Origin of the sequence: Maritimibacter harenae, from assembly GCF_009882975.1 — a bacterium.
Classification (GTDB): Bacteria; Pseudomonadota; Alphaproteobacteria; order Rhodobacterales; family Rhodobacteraceae; genus Maritimibacter; species Maritimibacter harenae.
Window position 1 is genome coordinate 448405 of record NZ_WTUX01000011.1, and the last position, 19634, is coordinate 468038.

Below are 19634 nucleotides of genomic sequence, written 5' to 3' on the forward strand. Positions count from 1 at the left end.
AGATCGTTTACGCTTTGCCCGATTGGAGGACAATGGCGGGCTTCCCTGTCCGCGAAACTGCACAAAAAGCAGGCAAACAGTGATTTCGCACCGTCGCGGGCGCCACTTATTTGCGCTCTTTTCCAGTGCGTCCTATATCGAGGGCAAATGCACAAGGATTAAGCAGTGGCCATTCGCCTCGCCGACAACCTGACGTTGGACCCGCCCGTCTTCCTCGCGCCCATGGCGGGCATCACCGATCTGCCGTTCCGCGACCTCGTCTCCTCCTTCGGGGCCGGGCTGGTCGTGTCCGAGATGGTCGCGAGCCAGGAAATGGTGCAGGCCAAGCCCGGCACGCGCGAGCGCGCGGAACTGGGCATCGGGCTTGCCAATACCTCGGTCCAGCTTGCCGGCCGCGATCCCTACTGGATCGGGGAAGCCGCGCGGATGGTCGAGGCGAACGGCGCGCGCATGATCGACATCAACATGGGCTGTCCTGCCAAGAAGGTGGTGGGCGGGCTGTCCGGCTCTGCACTTCTGCGCGACCTGCCGCTGGCGCTGTCGCTGATCGAAGCGGTCGTCGAAGCGGTCGACGTGCCGGTGACGCTGAAGACGCGGCTGGGTTGGGACGACGACCTGATGAACGCGCCCGAGCTTGCGCGGCGCGCCGAAGGGGCGGGCATCCGCATGATCACGATCCACGGCCGCACCCGCTGCCAGTTCTACAAGGGCTGCGCCGACTGGGCCGCGATCCGGGCGGTGAAAGAGGCCGTGTCGATCCCGGTGGTCGCCAACGGCGACATCTGCTCGGTCGATGATGCGCGCGCCGCGCTCGCCGCCTCGGGTGCCGACGGCGTCATGGTCGGGCGCGGCACCGGCGGGCGCCCCTGGCTCATCGCCGAGATCGCGGCGGCGCTGCACGGCCACGCGGCGCCGGTGATCCCCGAGGGTGACGACCTGGCCGACATGGTGCGCGGACATTACGAGGCGTCCCTGCGTTTCTACGGCGATGACCTGGGCAAGCGCGTGATCCGCAAGCACCTGGGCTGGTACATGGACGAGGCGGGCACGCCTCCCGACATGCGCAAGCGCGTGCTGTCGGAGCCCGATCCGGCGCGCGTCATCGACCTCATCCCCCATGCGCTCGACCCCGTTGAGGAGGCCGCCTGATGGACACGGACACGCTGTGGAACTCGCTGCCCGTGCCGGCGCTCATCATCGACGGGAACGACGTGATCGAGGACGCGAACTCGGCGGCCGAGGCGTTCCTGAACGCCTCCACCAAGAGCCTCGTGGGCAAGCCGATCCTCGACCAGCTGGCGATCGCCACCAACATGGAAGGCGCATTCGAGCGGGTGCGCCGCGACCAGGGTGCGATGTTCATCAACTCGGTCGACGTGGGCACCGGCAGCCGCGCGCCGGCCGAGTGCAACATCCAGCTCTCCCCGATCATGCACGCGCGCGAGAAGCTCCTGATGCTGATGGAACCGCGCAAGCTGGCCGACCGGATGGGCAAGGCGCAGGGCGTGAAATCCGCCGCGCGCTCGGCCATCGGCATGGCCGAGATGCTGGCCCACGAGATCAAGAATCCGCTGGCGGGCATCACCGGGGCCGCTCAGCTCTTGTCGATGAACCTCTCGTCCGAGGATCTCGAACTCACCGACCTGATCGTGGCCGAAAGCCGCCGGATCGTCGCGCTTCTCGAACAAGTCGAACAGTTCGGCAACCTGCGCCCGCCGGAGAAGAAAGAGGTCAACGTGCACGACCTTCTGGACCGCGCGCAGAAGTCGGCGGAGCTCGGGTTCGCGGCCAAGATGAAGATCACCGAGGATTACGACCCCTCGCTGCCGCCCACCTACGTGGACCCGGACCAGTTGATGCAGGTCTTCCTCAACCTCTTCAAGAACGCGGCCCAGGTGGCCGATGACGACGGCGGCACGATCCGCATCCGTACGTTCTACGACCACGGCCTGCGCCTGCGCCGGTCGGACGGCACGGGCAACCAGCTGCCGCTGCAGGTCGAGATCATCGACAACGGCCCGGGCATCCCGCCGGAGATCATCGACCAGATCTTCGAGCCCTTCGTGTCCGGCCGGGAGAACGGGACGGGGCTCGGTCTCGCGCTCGTGTCGAAAATCATTTCCGACCACGACGGTTGGGTGTCGGTGGATTCGGTCCCCGGCAAGACGGTGTTCCGGATCTCGCTCCCGGTCGCCCCGAAAGAGAAGGAGTAAGGCCCAATGGACGGCACGGTTCTGGTCGCGGACGACGACCGCACGATCCGCACGGTTCTGACCCAGGCGCTCACGCGGGCAGGCTGCCGGGTGCACGCCACGTCTTCGCTCGTGACGCTCAAGCGCTGGGTCGAGGAGGGGCGCGGGGACCTGGTGATCTCGGACGTGATGATGCCCGACGGCAACGGGCTCGACGCGCTGCCGGAGATTGCCGAGATGCGGCCCGATCTGCCGGTCATCGTGATCTCGGCGCAGAACACGATCATGACCGCGATCCAGGCGGCCGAGGCGGAGGCGTTCGACTACCTGCCGAAACCCTTCGACCTTCCGGACCTGATGAAACGCGCCGCGCGCGCGCTGGAACAGAAACGCCGCGCGCCGGCCCCGCGCAACGAGGCGCCCGAAGGGGGCAGCGACCTGCCGCTCGTGGGTCACACACCGGCGATGCAATCGCTCTACCGGCTTGTCGCGCGGGTGATGAACACCGAGCTTCCGGTGCTGATCACCGGCGAAAGCGGCACCGGTAAAAGCCTGATCGCGCGGGCGATCCACGACTTCTCGGATCGGCGCAACCTGCCGTTCGTGGTGGTGACACCGGACGACCTGACACCCATCGACGGACCGAGCCGCGTGCTGTCGAAGGCCGGGCAGGGCACGGTGCTGTTCGACGAGATCGGCGATCTCGACCTCGAGGCGCAGGCGCGGATCACCCGGATGCTCGACAGCCTCACCGACCCGGCGCCGCGCATCATTGCCACGTCGCAGGGCGACCTGTCGGGGCGCATCAAGGAGGGCGGGTTCCGCCAGGATCTTTACTACCGCCTCGGGGGTGTCACGATCCCGGTGCCCGCGCTGCGCGAGCGGCTCGAGGACATCCCCTCGCTCGCCGAGCATTTCCTGGCGCGCGCCGAGCGTGACGGGATGACCCCGCGCGTGCTGTCGAAGGAAGCGACCGAGGTCCTGCGCGCCTATCCGTGGCCGGGCAACGTGCGCCAGCTGGAGAATACCGTGCAGCGGCTCATGGTCACGGGGTCCGAGGCGGAGATCAGCCGGGCGGAGGTCGAGGCGACGCTGGGCGCGCCTGCCGGCGGTCCCGTGCCGGCCGCGGACGAGGGCGAGAAGTTGTCGTCGTCGGTCGCGCGCCATCTGCGCCGGTATTTCGACCTGCACGGCGGCACGCTGCCGCCCCCCGGCCTCTACCAGCGTGTGCTCAAGGAAATCGAGGTTCCGCTGATCGAGATCGCGCTCGATGCCACCGGAGGCAACCAGGCGAAATGCGCCGACCTGCTGGGCATCAACCGGAACACACTGCGAAAGAAGATTACCGAATTGGGAATCGAGGTGACACGGCGGCGCAAGTTGATGTAAAACTGCCACAGCCGCGGCGGTCCTGGTGTCCATTCGGGCACAGTCCCGGCGCGGGACGGGCGAAGTGGACCAGTTCAAGGTCCTGCCCGATTTCGGAGCAGTGAAGCGATGGCCCCGCGTGGCGCAAAGCGAAAATGGACCTGGGACCGGCTCGCCCGGCTGCGTCGGCTGCGGCGGATGCAGTCTTTCGCGACGATCGGCGTGGTCATCCTCGGCCCCGTCCTCGCCGTTGCGACCTACCTTGTGCTCGGCCCCCTCGACCAGGGGGCGACCAGCAACGCGCTCCGCCTGATTCTGCTTGCCGATTTCGTCTACGTGCTGGCCGTGGCCGCGCTGGTGCTCTCCGGCGTCATGCGGATGGTGGCCGCGCGGCGCAAGAAGTCGGCCGGCTCCCGCCTGCACCTGCGCCTGACCGGCGTCTTCGCGATCATCGCGCTCATTCCCACCGTGCTCGTCGCAGTCTTCGCCGTGCTCACGGTGAACGTCGGGCTCGAGGGCTGGTTTTCCGACCGGGTGAGCCGGGTGGTCGGCAACTCGCTCGAGGCCGCCGAGGCCTATGAGCAGGAGCACCGGCAGGGGCTGATCGAGGATGCGGATGCGCTCGCGGCCTATCTCGACCTCGCGCGTGCAGCCAACCGGTTCCTGACCGGCGCCCAGCTCCGTCAGGCGCTGCAATCGGCGCAGACCCAGATCCAGCGCGGCCTGCGCGAAGCCTTCGTGATCGACAGCGACGGAGAGATCCGGGTGAGGGGCGAACGCTCCTACCTCTTCGATTACGAAGAACCCAGCCAGGCCGAGATCGAGCGCGCGATGAACGGCGAGACGGTCGTGATCGAGGATTGGGACATCAACGAGTTCCGCGCGCTCGTGCGGCTCGAGGATTTTCCCGATCACCTTCTCTACGTCTCGCGCACCGTCGACGGAGAGGTTCTGAGCCTTCTCGACGAAACGCAGGAAACCGTGCGCTTCTACCAACAGCTGGAGAACCAGCGCGGCCGCGTGCTGTTCGAGTTCGGCCTCGTCTATCTCGGCTTCGCCGCGATCCTGATCCTGGCCGCGACCTGGCTCGGCATGTGGTTCGCCGAACGCCTGTCGCGCCCCGTGGGCCGGCTCGCGGGCGCCGCGCAGCGGGTGGGCGAAGGGGACCTGGATGTCCAGGTTCTGGAAGAGGACGGCGACGACGAGATCGCCACGCTGGGCCGCCAGTTCAACGCGATGACCCGCCAGCTCAAGGCGCAGCGCGACACCCTGGTGCATTCCGCCGACCAGATCGAGACGCGCCGCCGGCTCTTCGACAGCGTGCTGTCCTCGGTCACGGCGGGGGTCGTGGGGCTCGACGCGGAAGGAAAGGTGACCTTCCTCAACCGCGCGGCGGCGAAGCTTCTGGACCTCGCGGGGCCGGATCCGTCCAACGTGCCGCTCTCGCTTCTTGTGCCGGAGTTCGGCCCGCTCTTCGACCGCCTGCGCAACGAGGCGCGCAGCCAGGTGCAGGAAGAACTGGGGCTGACCCGGATGGGCAAGGGCGAGCGGCTTCTGGTGCGCATCGCACGCCGGTATTCGGACGACGGCGAACTCGAGGGGTTCGTGATCGCCTTCGACGACGTGACCGACCTTGTCTCCGCCCAACGCCTTGCGGCCTGGGGGGACGTTGCGCGCCGGATCGCGCACGAGATCAAGAACCCGCTCACCCCGATCAAGCTTTCGGCCGAACGCATCAACCGCAAGTTCGGGCGCCAGATGGACGACGCGGCGGCGGCCGACCTCGAAAGCCTCACCGGCGTGATCATCCGCCAGACCGAGGACCTGCGCCGCATCGTGGACGAGTTCTCGAAATTCGCGCGCATGCCGGAACCCGAGAAGCGGCCCACCAACCTAGCCAAGCTGCTGCGTGATTCCGTGACCCTGCAGGAGGCCGGGCAGGACGGCGTGACCTTCACCGCCGACATCACCACCGAGGCGGTCGAGGCCGAGCTCGATGAGACGATGATCGGGCAGGCGTTCACCAACCTCATGAAAAATGCGGGTGAAGCCATTGAAAGTCTTCGTGAAAAAGGTGCGCCGGAGGGGTTCCGTCCCGAAATCCGCGTCGCCCTGTCGGTGGACGAAGAAGAGGCGCGCATCACCATCGCGGACAACGGTATCGGCCTGCCGGAGGACCGCGCGCGGCTCTTCGAGCCTTACGTGACGACGCGCGACAAGGGCACCGGGCTGGGCCTGCCCATCGTGAAGAAGATCATCGAGGAGCACGGCGGCAGCCTTGTCCTCACCGACGCGCCGGATTTCGGCACGGGTCATCGCGGCGCGATGGCTGTCATCACATTACCTGTACCGACCGCGGCGGGCGCATCCCGCGCGGCGGAATGACCAGATTGAGGACCCCATGACCGATATTCTGATCGTTGACGACGAACGCGACATCCGCGAATTGATCGCGGACATTCTCGAAGACGAAGGCTACACCACCCGCAAGGCGGGCACGTCGGACGAGGCGATGGCGGAGGTCTCCAGCCAGCCGCCGGCGCTGATGATCCTCGACATCTGGCTCAAGGACAGCTCGATGGACGGGATCGACATCCTGAAGGCCGTGAAGCGTGAGCACCCGGAGGTGCCGGTGGTCATCATTTCGGGCCACGGCAACATCGAGATCGCGGTCGCGGCCATCAAGCAGGGCGCCTACGACTTCATCGAGAAGCCCTTCAACATCGACCAGCTCATGGTCGTGATCGGGCGCGCGATGGAGACCTCGCGCCTGCGCCGCGAAAACGTGGAGCTCAAGCGCCAGGGCAGCGGGCCGGTTGAGATGATCGGGCAAAGCGCGGCGTTCAAGTCCTTGAAATCGAACCTCGAAAAGGTCATGCGCTCGAACGGCCGGGTGCTTCTCACGGGGCCTGCGGGATCCGGCAAGGAGCTGGCCGCGCGCACGATCCACGCCGGATCGGACCGTGCGGGCGCGCCCTTCGTCATCGTCAATTCGGCGGCCGTCGAGCCCGACCAGATGGAAGAGGTGCTCTTCGGGCGCGAAAGCAGCGAACGCGGCGTCGAGGAAGGGCTTCTCGAACAGGCCAACGGGGGCGTCATCTACTTCGACGAGGTGGCCGACATGCCGCCCGGCACGCAGTCCAAGATCCTGCGCGTTCTGGTCGAACAGAGCTTCACCCGCGTCGGTGGCGGCGACAAGATCGAGGTGGACGTGCGCGTGATCTCGTCGACGACCCGCGATCTCATGGCCGAGATCGAGGCCAAGCGTTTCCGCGAAGAACTCTACCATCGCCTCAACGTGGTGCCGATCAACGTGCCACCGCTGGCCGACCGGCGCGAGGACATTCCGGCGCTCGTCGGGCATTTCGTGAAGGTCTTCAACGCCACGCAGGGGCTGCCGCTGCGCGACATGTCGGACGAGGCGGTCGCGGTGCTGCAATCCATGACGTGGCCGGGCAACGTGCGCCAGCTCAAGAACATGGTCGAACGGGTGCTGATCCTGGGCGATGGCACCGGACCGATCGAGGCGACGGAGCTTCCGGGTGCGGAAGGCGGCGACGGCGGCGTCGGGCCGGGTGGTGGGATCGTCCTGCCCACGGCGCTTGCGACCCTGCCGCTGCGCGAGGCGCGCGAGGCGTTCGAACGCGAATACCTGATGACGCAGATCAACCGCTTCGGGGGCAACATCTCGCGCACCGCGAACTTCGTCGGGATGGAGCGCTCCGCGCTCCACCGCAAGCTCAAGTCGCTGGGTATCGTGACCGGCAACAAGTCGGGCGCGCGGGTGGCTTACGTCTCGGACGAGGATGCCGAGGCCTCCTGATTGACGGGCCCGCGCAATGCTGCCAAGGGTTGACGGACGGCAACCGGGAAAGACGGTATGAAGGTCATCATATGCGGCGCAGGTCAGGTCGGCTGGCAGATCGCGCGCCACCTGTCGGGGGAAAAGAACGACGTCACGGTCGTCGACAACAATCCCGATCTCGTCGCCCGCGCGACGGAAACACTGGATGTTCAGGGGATTACCGGCTTCGCCTCATACCCCGACGTGCTTGACAACGCGGGGGCGCGCGATGCCGACATGGTGATCGCGGCGACCCACTCGGACGAGGTCAACATGGTCACCTGCCAGGTGGCCCACTCGGTCTTCGCCGTGCCGCGCAAGATCGCGCGCCTGCGCGCGCAGAGCTACCTCAACGCGATCTACCGTGATCTCTACCGGCAGGATCACCTGCCGATCGACGTCGTCATCAGCCCCGAACGGGAAGTGGCCGAGGCTGCGCTGCGCCGCCTCCAGGCTCCGACGGCCTTCGACACGGAACGGTTCCTGAATGACCGCGCGACGCTTCTGGGCATCGCGCTGGAGGAAGACTGTCCGGTGGTGAATACGCCGCTGCGCCAGCTCACCGACCTGTTCTCGACCCTGTCCGCTCTCGTCGTGGGCGTGCGCCGCGAGGGCACGCTCTTCGCACCGGAGCCCAACGACCAGCTCTTCCCGGGTGACCAGATCTACGTCTTCTCGGAAACCAAGGACGTGAACCGCACTCTGGAGATCTTCGGCAAGCAGGTGCGCCGGCAGGACCGCGTGGTGATCCTGGGCGGGGGCAACGTGGGCCTTGCGGTGGCCGAGGCGCTGGAGACGCGGACCGACCGGGTGCGCGCCAAGATCATCGAGCTCGACCGTGCCGTGGCCGAACGCGCGGCGGACGCACTGGAGCGGACCGTGGTTCTGCACGGCAACGGTATGGACCGGGAGATTCTGAAAGAGGCCGGGATCGGGCGTGCCGATGCGGTGCTCGCCGTGACCTCGGACGACAAGGTCAACATGCTGGCCGCCGTGCGCGCCCACAACATGGGTTGCCCGATGTCGATCTGCCTGGTGAACGACCCGTCGCTCGTGCCCCTGATGGACCCGCTCGGGATCGACGCCTACATCAACCCGCGCCAGACCACCGTGTCCTCGATCCTGCGCCACATCCGCCACGGGCGGGTGCGCGGCGTCTATTCGGTGGGCGACGCCGAGGCCGAGGTGATCGAGGCGCAGGTTCTGTCCACGAGCCCCATCGCGGGCCAGCGCATCCGCGATATCGACTTCCCCGAGGGCGTTCTGGTCGGCGGTATCCTGAAGGGCGACACCTACGTCAAACCCGAGGGCTCGACGCGGATCGACGAAGACGACGTGGTCGTGATGTTCGCGATGTCCGGCGACGTGCCCGAGGTCGAGCGCCTGCTTCAGGTCTCGATCGACTACTTCTAGGCCGGATCGCGACCCGTGCTGGACGCGCTCGCCAAGCTTCCCCTCCTGGTCATAGTGATCGGCCTGTCCGCGCTCGCGATGTTGTTGCCGGGCGCCCATGCCTTGGCCATCGGGGACAGCTGGGTGGCGGGCACGTTCTTTCTCTGGGCGCTCCTGTCCGCGATCCTCGCGCTGCTCCTTGCGGTCGCGATGGCCGGGCGCACGCGCGCCGACCGGCCGCGCCGCCATATCGCTGGGCTTTTCTTCATCTTCGTGGTGCTGCCGCTGCTGCTTGCGATCCCGTTCCAGCAGGCCGTGCGCAACACGACGTTCCTCAACGCCTACGTGGAAATGGTCTCGGCGCTCACGACCACGGGGGCCACGCTCTTTCCCGAGCCCGGGCGGCTCGCCCCCTCGATCCACCTGTGGCGCGCCACGGTGGGGTGGATCGGCGGGCTCATCATGTGGGTGAGCGCCATCGCCGTGCTCGCGCCGATGGCGCTTGGCGGCTTCGAGGTGCGCGCGCGCCGGATCGCGACCGCGGGCGCGCAGATCACCCAGATCGAGAAGGTGGCCGACCTGTCGTCGCGGGTGCGCACCTACGCGGTCGGTCTCCTGCCGATCTACGCGGGGCTCACGGCGATGCTCTGGCTCGGGCAGATCCTGGTGGGCGAGACGCCCTTCGTGGCGATCTGTCACGCCATGTCGACCATGTCGACCTCCGGCATCACGCCGGTGGGCGGCCCGTCGGGCGGCAGCGGCGGCTATGGCGGCGAGGTGATGATCGCGGTGTTCCTGATCTTCGCGGTCTCGCGCCTGTCGTTCTCGCGCGAAGGGCAGGGCGCGGAGATGGTCAAGTTCACCCGCGACCCCGAGGTGCGGCTCGCGGGCTTCATCGTGTGCACCGTGCCGCTCTTTCTGTTCCTGCGCCACTTCGTCGGCGCGGTCGAGGTGTCGAGCGACATGACCATCTGGTCCGGGCTCGCCTCGCTCTGGGGGTCGGTCTTCACGGTGCTGTCGTTCCTCACCACCACCGGGTTCGTGAGCTCGGCCTGGGACGCGAGCCAGGCGTGGTCGGGCCTGTCCACCCCGGGGCTCATCCTCATGGGCCTCGCGCTCGTCGGCGGGGGCGTGGCGACCACGGCCGGGGGTGCGAAGCTTCTGCGGGTCTGGGCGCTGTTCCAGCACGGACGCCGCGAGCTCGACAAGCTCGTGCACCCGAACTCGGTCGCGGGGTCGGGCAGCGAAGCGCGCCACATCCGGCGCGGGGGCGCCTACATGGCCTGGGTGTTCTTCATGCTGATGACGCTGTCGGTGGCGGTGATCATGATGGCGTTCTCCTTCACGGGCGAAACCTTCGAGGAGGCGGTCGTGCTCACCGTCGCCTCGCTCACCACCACCGGGCCGCTCGCGGATCTCGCGGCGGCCGAGCCGATCCGCTACAACGCGCTGACGACCTCCGGCAAGCTCGTGCTGACCGCCGCGATGGTGCTGGGGCGGCTGGAACTCCTGGCCATCGTCGCGCTCCTGTCGCCCGACGTGTGGCGCCGCCGGCCGCGCTGAGCGGGCAGTCCCTTGAAAGAGGATAGGAAAAATCGCGCCCGGTCCGGGGAATCGGGGGTTTTAATTCCTTATACCTTCATTACAATTGACACCGATTTGGATTTCTGCCGGGTTTGGCAGCACGATAAAACAAGGGCAATAAGCGATGGCTGCTGATAAGCAAAACCTTCAGGACGCATTTCTCAACCACGTCCGCAAGGCCAAGGTGCCGGTGACGATTTTCCTCATCAACGGCGTGAAGCTGCAGGGCGTGATTTCGTGGTTCGACAATTTCTGCGTGCTTCTCAAGCGCGACGGGCAGAGCCAGCTGGTCTACAAGCATGCCATCTCCACGATCATGCCGTCGCAGCCGATCAACCTCTACGACGGCGACGATAACTGATCTTGGAACATCCCGAAGAGCCGGGCACGACGCGTGCCTGGGTCATCCATCCGGAGCTGACATCCGACCCTGAACGCCGGGACGCGGGCCCGGCGCTCGAAGAAGCCGTCGCCCTGGCCGCCGCGCTGCCGGGCATGGAGGTCGTGGGCAGCCAGATCGTGCGCCTGCAACGCCCGCATCCCGGCCAGCTTTTCGGCACCGGCAAGACCGAGGAGATCGCGGCCACGTTGAAGGCCCGCGAAGTCGAGCTTCTACTGATCGACGGACCGGTGAGCCCGGTCCAGCAACGCAACCTCGAGAAGGCGCTGGGGTGCAAGATCCTCGACCGGACCGGGCTGATCCTCGAGATCTTCTCGGACCGTGCGGCCACCCGCGAGGGCGTTCTGCAGGTCGAGATGGCCGCGCTCAGCTACCAGCGCACGCGGCTGGTGCGCGCCTGGACCCACCTGGAGCGGCAGCGCGGCGGGCTCGGCTTCGTCGGCGGCCCCGGCGAAACGCAGATCGAGGCGGACCGGCGCGCCATCGACGAACAGCTCACGCGGCTGCGCAAGCAGCTCGACAAGGTGGTGAAGACCCGCGAGCTGCATCGCGCCGCGCGCGCCAAGGTGCCGTTTCCGGTCGTGGCGCTTGTGGGCTACACCAACGCGGGCAAATCCACGCTCTTCAACCGCATGACCGGGGCCGAGGTGATGGCCAAGGACATGCTGTTCGCCACGCTGGACCCAACGATGCGCGGCATCGACCTGCCGGGCGGGCGCACGGTGATCCTATCGGACACGGTGGGCTTCATCTCTGATCTGCCCACGCAGCTTGTCGCGGCCTTCCGCGCCACGCTCGAAGAGGTGTTGGGGGCCGACCTGATCCTGCACGTGCGCGACATCAGCCACGCCGAGACGGAGGAGCAGGCCGAGGACGTGCATGCCATCATGGCCGACCTCGGGGTTGACGAGGACGTGCCGCAGATCGAGGTCTGGAACAAGGTCGACCAGCTCGATCCCGACAGGCGCGCGGCTTTCGAGACGCAGGCGGAACGCAGCAACGACGTGGTCGCGATCTCCGCACTTACCGGCGAGGGGCTCGACCGGCTCTACGACGCGATCGACACGGCGCTCACGCAGGACACCACGGACGAGGTGATCGAGCTGGCCTTCGCGGACGGGCGCAAGCGCGCCTGGCTGCACGAGGCGGGGGTCGTCCAGTCCGAGACGCAGTCCGAGGACGGGTGGCGGATCGAGGTGCGCTGGAACGCCAAGCAGGCGGCCCAGTATCGCAAGGCCCACGCGTAGGCCGACCGCCGCGAGAGGGCAATCTGCGATGGCCGACCTACTGCCGTGAGTGACGGCTAGCTGTTCGCGCGTATGTAGTGCCCGTTACAGCCGCGCGGTCTGTGAACCTTTGTTTCCCACTTGGCAACCCGCGCCCCGGCCGCGAATCGGCCTGTTTTTGCTGATTGAAACGGGCTTGTTCTGACCGACCGGTCGGAAAAGTTTGGTTATCAGGGAGTTACCTGACGTGGGTGTCGTCGGGTCCGAATTCGTGACGTCGCGTTACCGAAATCCCGGTCGGCGGATTACCGCGTAACGGGTCGCAGGATCGTCGTCCCCACCGATGCGGCCCGCGCAAGCTCGGGGTCGAGCGACATGGGCACGTATTCGCCCCGGCGCCACAACTCGCCCAGGTCGTCGTAGTGACGCGACAGGAAATGTCCCGACTGGCCGGTCGCGGTGACGAAGAGCGACGAGTTCGGATCGGCGAAATCGTAGACCCCGCGATAGCCCGCGCCATGCACGTTGAGGAACGGGTCGGGGTCGCGCCCGGAGGTGAGGCCCCGCATCAGCGTGTTGTCCCCGCCGGACGTGGACTGCCGGATGTTCACGAACCAGCGCAGCACGGGGATCGTGCCCAGCACCGGGTGATCATGCGTCGCCTCGTGGGCGTCGCCCCAGCGCAGGCTTTCGTCCGAGCCGCCATAGACCTCGTCGATCCACAAGAGCGCGTCGTCGAGCGCGAGGCGGGCCATGTCCGTGCAGGTTTCGGTCGGGGCAGACTGAACCACGTCGCACCACACGCCGGCCCCGTCGATGTCGCGGAAGACGCGTTCCACGAAGATCGGCTCGAGATGCGGAAAGGCCGCCGTGAGCGGGCCAAGCTCGTCGCGGATCAGCCGGTTCTGGAGCGCGCGCATCCAGGCCATGTAGATCAGCGGCTCCGGCAGGTGCTCGTTCATTTCGCCATTCCAGTTGGCGAGAAGGTCGAGTGCGATCTGGCGCCGCCGTTCCGGCGTGCCGTCGGGCGCGGCTTCGCCGGTGTACCAAAGGTCCGCGCCGACCAGCGGCAGCAGGTTGCGCGCGGTGACCGAGACGGTGTCGAGCTGGGCTTCCATGAAGCTTTCGCGGGTGTGCACCTCGCGGTTCTGCATCAGGAACTCCCAGCGCTGGATGCGCTGGGTGTCGCCCCAGTCATAGCTGACGTGGAGCGGGAAGGGCCGGTCGAGCAGCTTGTTGTTCGTGTTGCCCACGATCCCGCCGGAGGGCGAGACGAACTGCGGGTTCGCCGCGTAGGTTTCGCGCCCGAGCCAGCGGTTCTCGGCGCGCCAGCCGGGGGCGGGCAGGCGGCCGTAGGTCATGTGGTCGGCATCACGGCGCGGCGCGTAACCGATGGTCTTGAGCGCGATGGCGTTCTCGTCGACCATCGTAACGTTCATCGACGGGGCGATGAAATCGGCGCCCGCCGCGATCCCTTCCGTGATCGACCCCGCCTGCATCAGCTTCATCGCCGCGCTCATCGAGGTGTCGCGGTCGCGCAGAAGCGTCCAGCTCACGGCGGCGATGTGCCCCGGCGGCGTCACGGCGCCGAGGTTGAAATGGTTGGGCGGCAGGATCGGGCCGTTCGCCGACCAGCGCAGCTTGACCGTGACCGGCGCCTTGTCCTTCACGCGGATGATCGAGGACCGGGTGGTGAGCGGCGTCCAGCCGTCCAGCCCGCGCACCTCGTCCGGGTTGTCCGGGTTCACCTCTTCGATCATCACGTCCTGGTCGTCGAGGTAGGAGGCCGTGAGCCCCCAGGCGAAATCGGCGGAGCGGCCCAGGAGCATGAGCGGCATGCCCGGGATCGTGCCGCCGATCACGTCGCCCGACGACAGCTCCAGCCGCGCGAGATACCACAGCGTGGGCGCCGAGAAGCCCAGGTGCGGGTCGTTGGCCAGCAGCGTGCCACCGGCGGCCGACCGGTCCGGCGCGGCTGCCCAGGCGTTGGAGGCGCCGGCAAAGGCCTGCTCCGGCACCGGGTAGAAAGGCGTCTCTTCGGGCCCTGCGTCGTAGGCCGCAAAATCCGTGGCCCCGCGCACCCCGTCGAAAAGCGCCGCGTAGTCGGGCAGGGCGGCCAGCCCGTCGCCGGGGGCGTCGGGCAGGATGTCGGCCACGCGCTCGGGTTCCAGCACCAGCGACGTGCGGGCGCGCAGCACCTCGGCGCTCAGGTGCGTGGACAGGCGCAGCCCCATGAGTTTCAGGATCGCGATGCTGTCGGCGGGCACCCAGGGCGAGATCGCGTTGTCGAACAGGAAGAACTCCGGCGCCCCGCGCCCCAGCGCTTCGTTGTTGACCCGATCGAGCCAGGCGTTCACGCCGCGCGCATACGCTTCGAGCGCGGCGCGTGTCTGGGCATCCTGCGCCTCGACCGAGGCTTGGGCGAGCCGGTAGATGTCGAGCCGCCGCATGAGTTCGTCCGACTTCAGCGTCCGCTCCCCGAACATCTCCGACAGCCGCCCCTGCGCGGTGCGCCGCATGGTCACCATCTGCCACAGCCGGTCCTGGGCGTGGGCGTAACCCAGGCCGAAGAACACGTCGCGATCGGATTCGCCGAAGATATGCGGGACGTTCACGTTGTTGCGCACGATTTCGACCGGCGCGGTGAGCCCGTTCACGCTGCGCGTCGCGTCGTAATCCGGCAGGGACCGCGAGGCGAGGTAATAGGTGAAAGCCAGGGCAATGCCCGCCAAAACGAGCGCGGCGCTCACCAGCCGGACCGTCCATTTGAAGAGAGACGCCATGGGACCCTTTATTGACCTGCTCGCTGCCCCCGTTCATTAAAGGCTCCACCGAACCAGTGCAATCAAGGGAGAGTAAGATGGCCAAATGCGCATTCCTGGGGCTTGGCGTGATGGGATACCCGATGGCAGGCCATCTTGCCGCGAAAGGGCACGAGGTGACGGTCTACAACCGCACCGGTGCCAAGGCCGAGGCCTGGGTCAAGGAACACGGGGGCACGGCCGCCGCGACCCCGCGCGAGGCCGCCGAGGGCGCCGCGTTCGTGATGGCCTGCGTCGGCAACGACGACGACCTGCGCGCGATCTGCACGGGCGACGACGGGGCCTTCGCCGGGATGGGCGACGGATCCACCTTCATCGACCACACCACGGTGTCGGCGATGGTGACGCGCGACATGGCCGCGATCGCGGGTGACAAGGGCGTGGGCTATGTCGACGCGCCCGTCTCCGGCGGGCAGGCCGGGGCGGAGAACGGCGTGCTGGCCATAATGTGCGGCGGCGACGAAGCGGTCTTCGCCAAGGCCGTGCCGGTGATGGAGGCCTACGGCAAGTCGATCAAGCGGCTCGGCGACACCGGCGCCGGTCAGCTCACCAAGATGGTGAACCAGATCTGCATCGCCGGGCTCGTGCAGGGGCTGTCCGAAGGGCTGGCCTTCGCCGAGAAGGCCGGGCTCGACGGGCGCTCGGTGGTCGAGGCGATCTCCGGCGGAGCGGCCGGAAGCTGGCAGATGGTCAATCGGCACGACACCATGCTCAAGGACGAGTTCGACCACGGCTTCGCGGTCGACTGGATGCGCAAGGACCTTGCGATCTGCCTGGCCGAGGCCGAGCAGACCGGGGCGGCGCTGCCGGTCACGGCGTTGGTCGACCAGTTCTACAAGGACGTGCAGAACATGGGCGGCAAGCGCTGGGATACCTCGTCGCTCATCAAGCGGCTGCGCTGAGGGCGCGACCTCTCACGGAAATTCATATCGCGGCGAAACGCGCGGCCGTCCGAGCCCCAGATTTTCGGGCTCGGCATCGGGGCCGATGCGGCTCGGTCTTGTCGTGGGGGTGAGCGTTGCCAGCGCGGCAATGGCCGGGATGGCACGTGACATGCGCGATTAGGGTGATGTCCTGCGCATCGCGTGGCGGGCCGCGGCCTCATGGCTGGCCGCGATCCTTGTTCTCTAGCTGGCCTTCGCCCTTGCGGGCCGCAGGCTCAGGGGATGATGCGGCTGTACTTGGTGCCTTCGATCGTCGCGCCGACGATCAGGCCCGAGGTGCCGAACACCGTCGCGATCACCGGCGAGGTGGTCGAGAGCGTGTCGGCCGAGAACCGGTCGCCCTCGTTCAGCACGGCGTATTTCACGTCCGCACCCGCGACCCAGCCCGGCGAATAACGGAACTCGCCAAGCGCGTCCTCGGTCATGAAGAAGAGGACGTGGGCGTATTGCTGGGCGCCGAACTGGATGCCGACGCTCGCCTTGGTCTGCGAGTAGTAATCCACCGTCGCCCCGCCGACCCGCAGCGCGCCGCGGCCATAGGCGCCGCCAACGACGACCCCGGCCTCGGTCACCAGCGGCATGACCAGCATGCCCACCGCCTTGTCGGCCAGGTCGCGTGAGCCCGGGTAGTTGGAATAGAGGTAATTCAGCGTCGTATCGACCCGCGCGTCGATGGTGCCCGCGCCCGTCGAGGCCATGCCGTTGTCGCAGGCCGCAAGCGCGGTCGCCGCGCCCCCGGCCGCGAGAAGAAGAAATCCGCGTCTGGAATAATTGTTCATGCCCGTCGCCTCTTGTTGGTTCATGCCGGGTCTGTGCCCGGATTATCGGCGATTCTACGCGAAGAGCGGCAAGCTGTCACGCCACGGTGATCCACAGGCGAAAATCCGCGCGGCGTTTTGTCAGCCCAGCCGCGCGACCACGAGGACGGCGGCATAGTGAGTCGCGGCGGCGGCCAGCACGTGGCCGTGCCAGATCGCGCGCGCGAAGGGCAGCGCCTTGTGAAAGAAGATCGTCCCCACCGTGTAGACCACGCCGCCGATCACCAGCAGGATCAGCGCGGCGAGCGGCAGCGCGGCGACCAGCGGGCCCGCCGCGGCCAGGCAGAGCCAGCCCTGGGCGATGTAGAGCCAGAAGCCGAGCTTCTCGATCCGGTCGAACCACACGACCTTCAGAAGCACGCCCACCAGCGCGATGCTCCAGCTCGCCACGGCCAGCGCGATGCCGTAGCCGCCGCCGACCCCGATCAGCGCGACCGGCGTGTAGGTGCCCGCGATCATCAGGTAGATCGCGGCGTGGTCGAACCGGCGCAGAACGGCCCGGATCGGCGCGTGCAGCGTCATGTTGTAGGCGGCCGAGAAGGCGAAGGTGGCGATCAGCCCCACCGCGTAGGGCACGAGCGCGGCGACATGCACCCCGTCGATCGACAGCGCCGCCCAGGTCAGCAGCACGCTGGCCCCGGTGACGGCCGCCACCACGCCGATGACGTGGAGAACCCCGTCGGCGATGTGTTCGGCAAGTGTTTCTGTCAGTTCGAAGCGGCTCATGGTGTTATAGTAACGCGCGAGCGGGCGAAGGTTGCATTGACGTGGCGGCCGCGGCGTTCACGATCGGCGGAGCACCGCCTACCAGCTGCCCGAGGCGCCGCCGCCCGAGCTCGACCCGCCGCCGAAGGATCCGCCGCCGGAGCTGGAGGAGGAGGTGATCATCGGGATCGTGTAGGGGATCACCGCGTGGTAGCCGCAGTGCGGGCAATCGGTGATCTTCTGACCCTTGCCGGTCCGGTGCCGCGTCGGCGCTTCGATCCGGTGGCGCTTGGTGTGGATGCCACGCTCGTCGCACTCCGGACAGCGCGACAGGCGATCGCGGATCTTGCGCGAAAACGCGATGAGGATGCCGCCGATGATCGCGATCCCCGCGAAGAGCCAGCCGATCCCGCCGCCGGAGCCGCCATCGCGCTCCGGTGCGGGGGTGCCTGCGGCGTGGGGCCGCGCGATCCGGTCGATGACAGCGTCGGTCCCGTCCTCGATCCCCTCGGCATAGCCCTCCTTGCGGAAGGCGGGCAGGAAGACCCTGTCGATGATGTCCTGCGCCTCGCGGTTGTAGCCGGTCCCGTAGCCCGACCCGAGCTCGATGCGCATCTGCCGGTCGTCGCGCAGGACGAGGATCAGGATACCGTCACTGCGACCGGCGTCCCCGATGCCCCATTCGTTGAACAGGCCGGTGGCGAACTCTTCCATCGTGTCGGTGGGCGTGAAGCCGCGCCGTGAGCCCAGCGTGAGCACCGTCGCCTCGACCCCGGTGTCCTCGCGCAGCACCTCGAGCTGACGCGTGACGCGGGTTTCCACGTCGTCGGGCAGGAGGTTGGCGTAGTCGTTGACGTAGGTCGTTTCATGCACCGGCCAGCTCTGCGCCAGCGCCATTGCGGGCCAGAGCAGGGCGAGAAGGGCAAGAAGGCGCAGCATCATGAAGCCTTGGCGATTTCCTCGAGAACGTCGGGAACCATCATGACATCGTCGCGGGTCACGTCAAACTGTCCCACCTGCATGCGGATCACGTAGGCGCCGTCATGGCTGGTCTGGGTCAGGTAGATGCGTCCGTCCCGGTTCACGGCCTCGAGCAGCTGCGCGGTGGCCGCGTCGTCCCGGTAGCGGAAGGTGAAGAGCGACAGGATCGGTTCGGTCACGATCTCGAACCCGTCGAGCCCGGCGATGGCGTCCCGCGCCTCGCGCGCCCAGGCGACGTGGTTGCGGATACGTGCACGAAGTCCCGCAAGTCCCTCGGATCGCAGAAGAAACCACAGCTTGAGGGCGCGGAACCGGCGGCCGAGCGGCAGGGTCCATTCGTTGTAGTTGACGATCTCGTCGGTGCCCGGGGTCTGAAGGTAGTCGGGGCGCAGGCCCATCGACTGGATCTGCGGACCGGGGTCGCGCAGGAACTGGATCGAGCAGTCGAACTGCGCGCCCAGCCACTTGTGCGGGTTGAAGACGACCGAATCGGCCTCTTCAACGCCGGCCCACAAGTCCCTGAATTCAGGGCAGATCATCGCCGAGCCCGCCCAGGCCGCGTCGACATGGGTGGGCAGGCCGTGCGCCTTCGCGACCGCGATACAGGCGGCAACGTCGTCGCAGGCCCCGATGGAGGTGCCGCCGGTCGCCAGCACCACGCCCGCGGGCCTGAACCCGGCCTCGATGTCCGCGCGGATCGCGGCGTCGAGCGCGGCGGGATCCATCGAAAAGAGCGGATCGTCCGCCTTGCCGGGGATCTTCACCAGGTTGTTCTGCCCGATGCCGGACAGGCGCACCGCCTTGTCGACCGACGAATGGGTCTGCGCCGACGCGTAGATCCGCAGGCGCGGGGCGCCGGAAAGTCCTTCGCCAATGCCTTGGAAACCCAACGCTTTTTCGCGCATCGTGGTCACGGCCGAGAAGGTTGCGGTGGTCGCGCTGTCGTGGATCGTTCCGGTGAACGTCTCCGGCAGGCCCAGGCCGTCACGCATCCAGTCGATGACCAGCGCTTCCATTTCGTTCGCCGCCGGCGCGGTCTGCCAGAGCATGGCCTGGCTCGCCATCGCGTTGGCCAGTTGCTCGGCCAGCATGGACACGGGCGCGGCGTTGGCCGGGAAGTAGGCGAAGAAGCGCGGGTGCTGCCAATGGGTCATGGCGTCCGGCACGAGGCGGGCGAAGTCGTCGAAGATCGCCTCGATCGGTTCGGGCTCTTCGGGGACGGGGCCTTCGATGCGGGCGCGAAACGCGCCGGGTTCGATGTCGGGCCGGACCGGGCGCTCACGCAGGGTGGCGTGGTAGTCGCGCGCCCAGTCGGCGGCACGTTTCGACCAATGGTTCAGCTCGTCGTGGTCCACGCC

The 19634-nt window shown here is 67.4% G+C and carries 15 protein-coding genes; 10 read left to right on the forward strand and 5 right to left on the reverse strand.

Features of this window, described 5'->3' with window-relative positions:
• Positions 1–165 precede the first annotated feature (165 nt).
• The 9 genes from dusB (at position 166) to hflX (ending at position 12027) form a co-directional block, all read left to right on the forward strand.
• The gene (dusB, locus tag GQE99_RS08930) at positions 166–1149 is read left to right on the forward strand and encodes a tRNA dihydrouridine synthase DusB (protein ID WP_161351244.1); all 984 of its coding nucleotides are present in this window, start codon (positions 166–168) and stop codon (positions 1147–1149) included.
• On the forward strand, positions 1149–2213 hold the full coding sequence (locus GQE99_RS08935; protein WP_161351245.1) for a two-component system sensor histidine kinase NtrB: 1065 nt from the start codon (positions 1149–1151) through the stop codon (positions 2211–2213). The genes dusB and GQE99_RS08935 overlap by 1 nt, the downstream gene beginning before the upstream one ends.
• A 6-nt stretch (positions 2214–2219) precedes the next feature.
• The gene (locus tag GQE99_RS08940) at positions 2220–3581 is read left to right on the forward strand and encodes a response regulator (RefSeq protein WP_161351246.1); all 1362 of its coding nucleotides are present in this window, start codon (positions 2220–2222) and stop codon (positions 3579–3581) included.
• Positions 3582–3689: 108 nt separating this feature from the next.
• Entirely contained in the window at positions 3690–5945 is a 2256-nt protein-coding gene (locus tag GQE99_RS08945; RefSeq protein WP_235917162.1) for a sensor histidine kinase NtrY-like, read from the forward strand.
• A 16-nt stretch (positions 5946–5961) separates the two neighbouring features.
• Complete coding sequence (ntrX, locus tag GQE99_RS08950; RefSeq protein WP_161351248.1) at positions 5962–7383, forward strand: nitrogen assimilation response regulator NtrX; 1422 nt, start codon at positions 5962–5964, stop codon at positions 7381–7383.
• A 57-nt stretch (positions 7384–7440) separates the two neighbouring features.
• Positions 7441–8817, forward strand: a complete 1377-nt coding sequence (gene trkA, locus GQE99_RS08955) for a Trk system potassium transporter TrkA (RefSeq protein WP_161351249.1) — start codon at positions 7441–7443, stop codon at positions 8815–8817.
• 15 nt (positions 8818–8832) lie between these two features.
• Positions 8833–10359, forward strand: coding sequence for a TrkH family potassium uptake protein (locus GQE99_RS08960; RefSeq protein ID WP_161351250.1), 1527 nt, complete (start codon positions 8833–8835; stop codon positions 10357–10359).
• A gap of 145 nt (positions 10360–10504) precedes the next feature.
• Positions 10505–10741 carry an RNA chaperone Hfq gene (gene hfq / locus GQE99_RS08965; protein WP_008328667.1) on the forward strand — a complete coding sequence of 79 codons (237 nt, stop codon included), beginning with the start codon at positions 10505–10507 and terminating at the stop codon, positions 10739–10741.
• A gap of 2 nt (positions 10742–10743) precedes the next feature.
• Positions 10744–12027, forward strand: a complete 1284-nt coding sequence (gene hflX, locus GQE99_RS08970; RefSeq protein WP_161351251.1) for a GTPase HflX — start codon at positions 10744–10746, stop codon at positions 12025–12027.
• A gap of 284 nt (positions 12028–12311) precedes the next feature.
• Here the strand turns inward: hflX and GQE99_RS08975 are convergent, their stop codons facing one another.
• On the reverse strand, positions 12312–14789 hold the full coding sequence (locus GQE99_RS08975) for a penicillin acylase family protein (RefSeq protein WP_161351252.1): 2478 nt from the start codon (positions 14787–14789) through the stop codon (positions 12312–12314).
• 77 nt (positions 14790–14866) lie between these two features.
• Here GQE99_RS08975 and GQE99_RS08980 point away from each other — a divergent pair, with 77 nt between their 5' ends.
• Positions 14867–15730: an NAD(P)-dependent oxidoreductase gene (locus GQE99_RS08980; protein ID WP_161351253.1), complete on the forward strand. Its 864-nt coding sequence runs from the start codon at positions 14867–14869 to the stop codon at positions 15728–15730.
• 257 nt (positions 15731–15987) lie between these two features.
• Here GQE99_RS08980 and GQE99_RS08985 read toward each other — a convergent pair whose 3' ends face one another.
• The 4 genes from GQE99_RS08985 to GQE99_RS09000 form a co-directional block, all read right to left on the reverse strand.
• Positions 15988–16551 (reverse strand): lipid-binding SYLF domain-containing protein, encoded by a 564-nt coding sequence (locus GQE99_RS08985; RefSeq protein ID WP_161351254.1) that lies wholly within the window; start codon positions 16549–16551, stop codon positions 15988–15990.
• A gap of 120 nt (positions 16552–16671) precedes the next feature.
• Entirely contained in the window at positions 16672–17316 is a 645-nt protein-coding gene (gene trhA, locus GQE99_RS08990; RefSeq protein WP_161351255.1) for a PAQR family membrane homeostasis protein TrhA, read from the reverse strand.
• 78 nt (positions 17317–17394) lie between these two features.
• The gene (locus GQE99_RS08995) at positions 17395–18237 is read right to left on the reverse strand and encodes a TPM domain-containing protein (protein ID WP_161351256.1); all 843 of its coding nucleotides are present in this window, start codon (positions 18235–18237) and stop codon (positions 17395–17397) included.
• Positions 18234–19631, reverse strand: coding sequence for a pyridoxal phosphate-dependent decarboxylase family protein (locus GQE99_RS09000; protein ID WP_161351257.1), 1398 nt, complete (start codon positions 19629–19631; stop codon positions 18234–18236). Before GQE99_RS09000 ends, GQE99_RS08995 begins: the two co-directional genes overlap by 4 nt.
• Between the last annotated feature and the right edge of the window lie 3 nt (positions 19632–19634).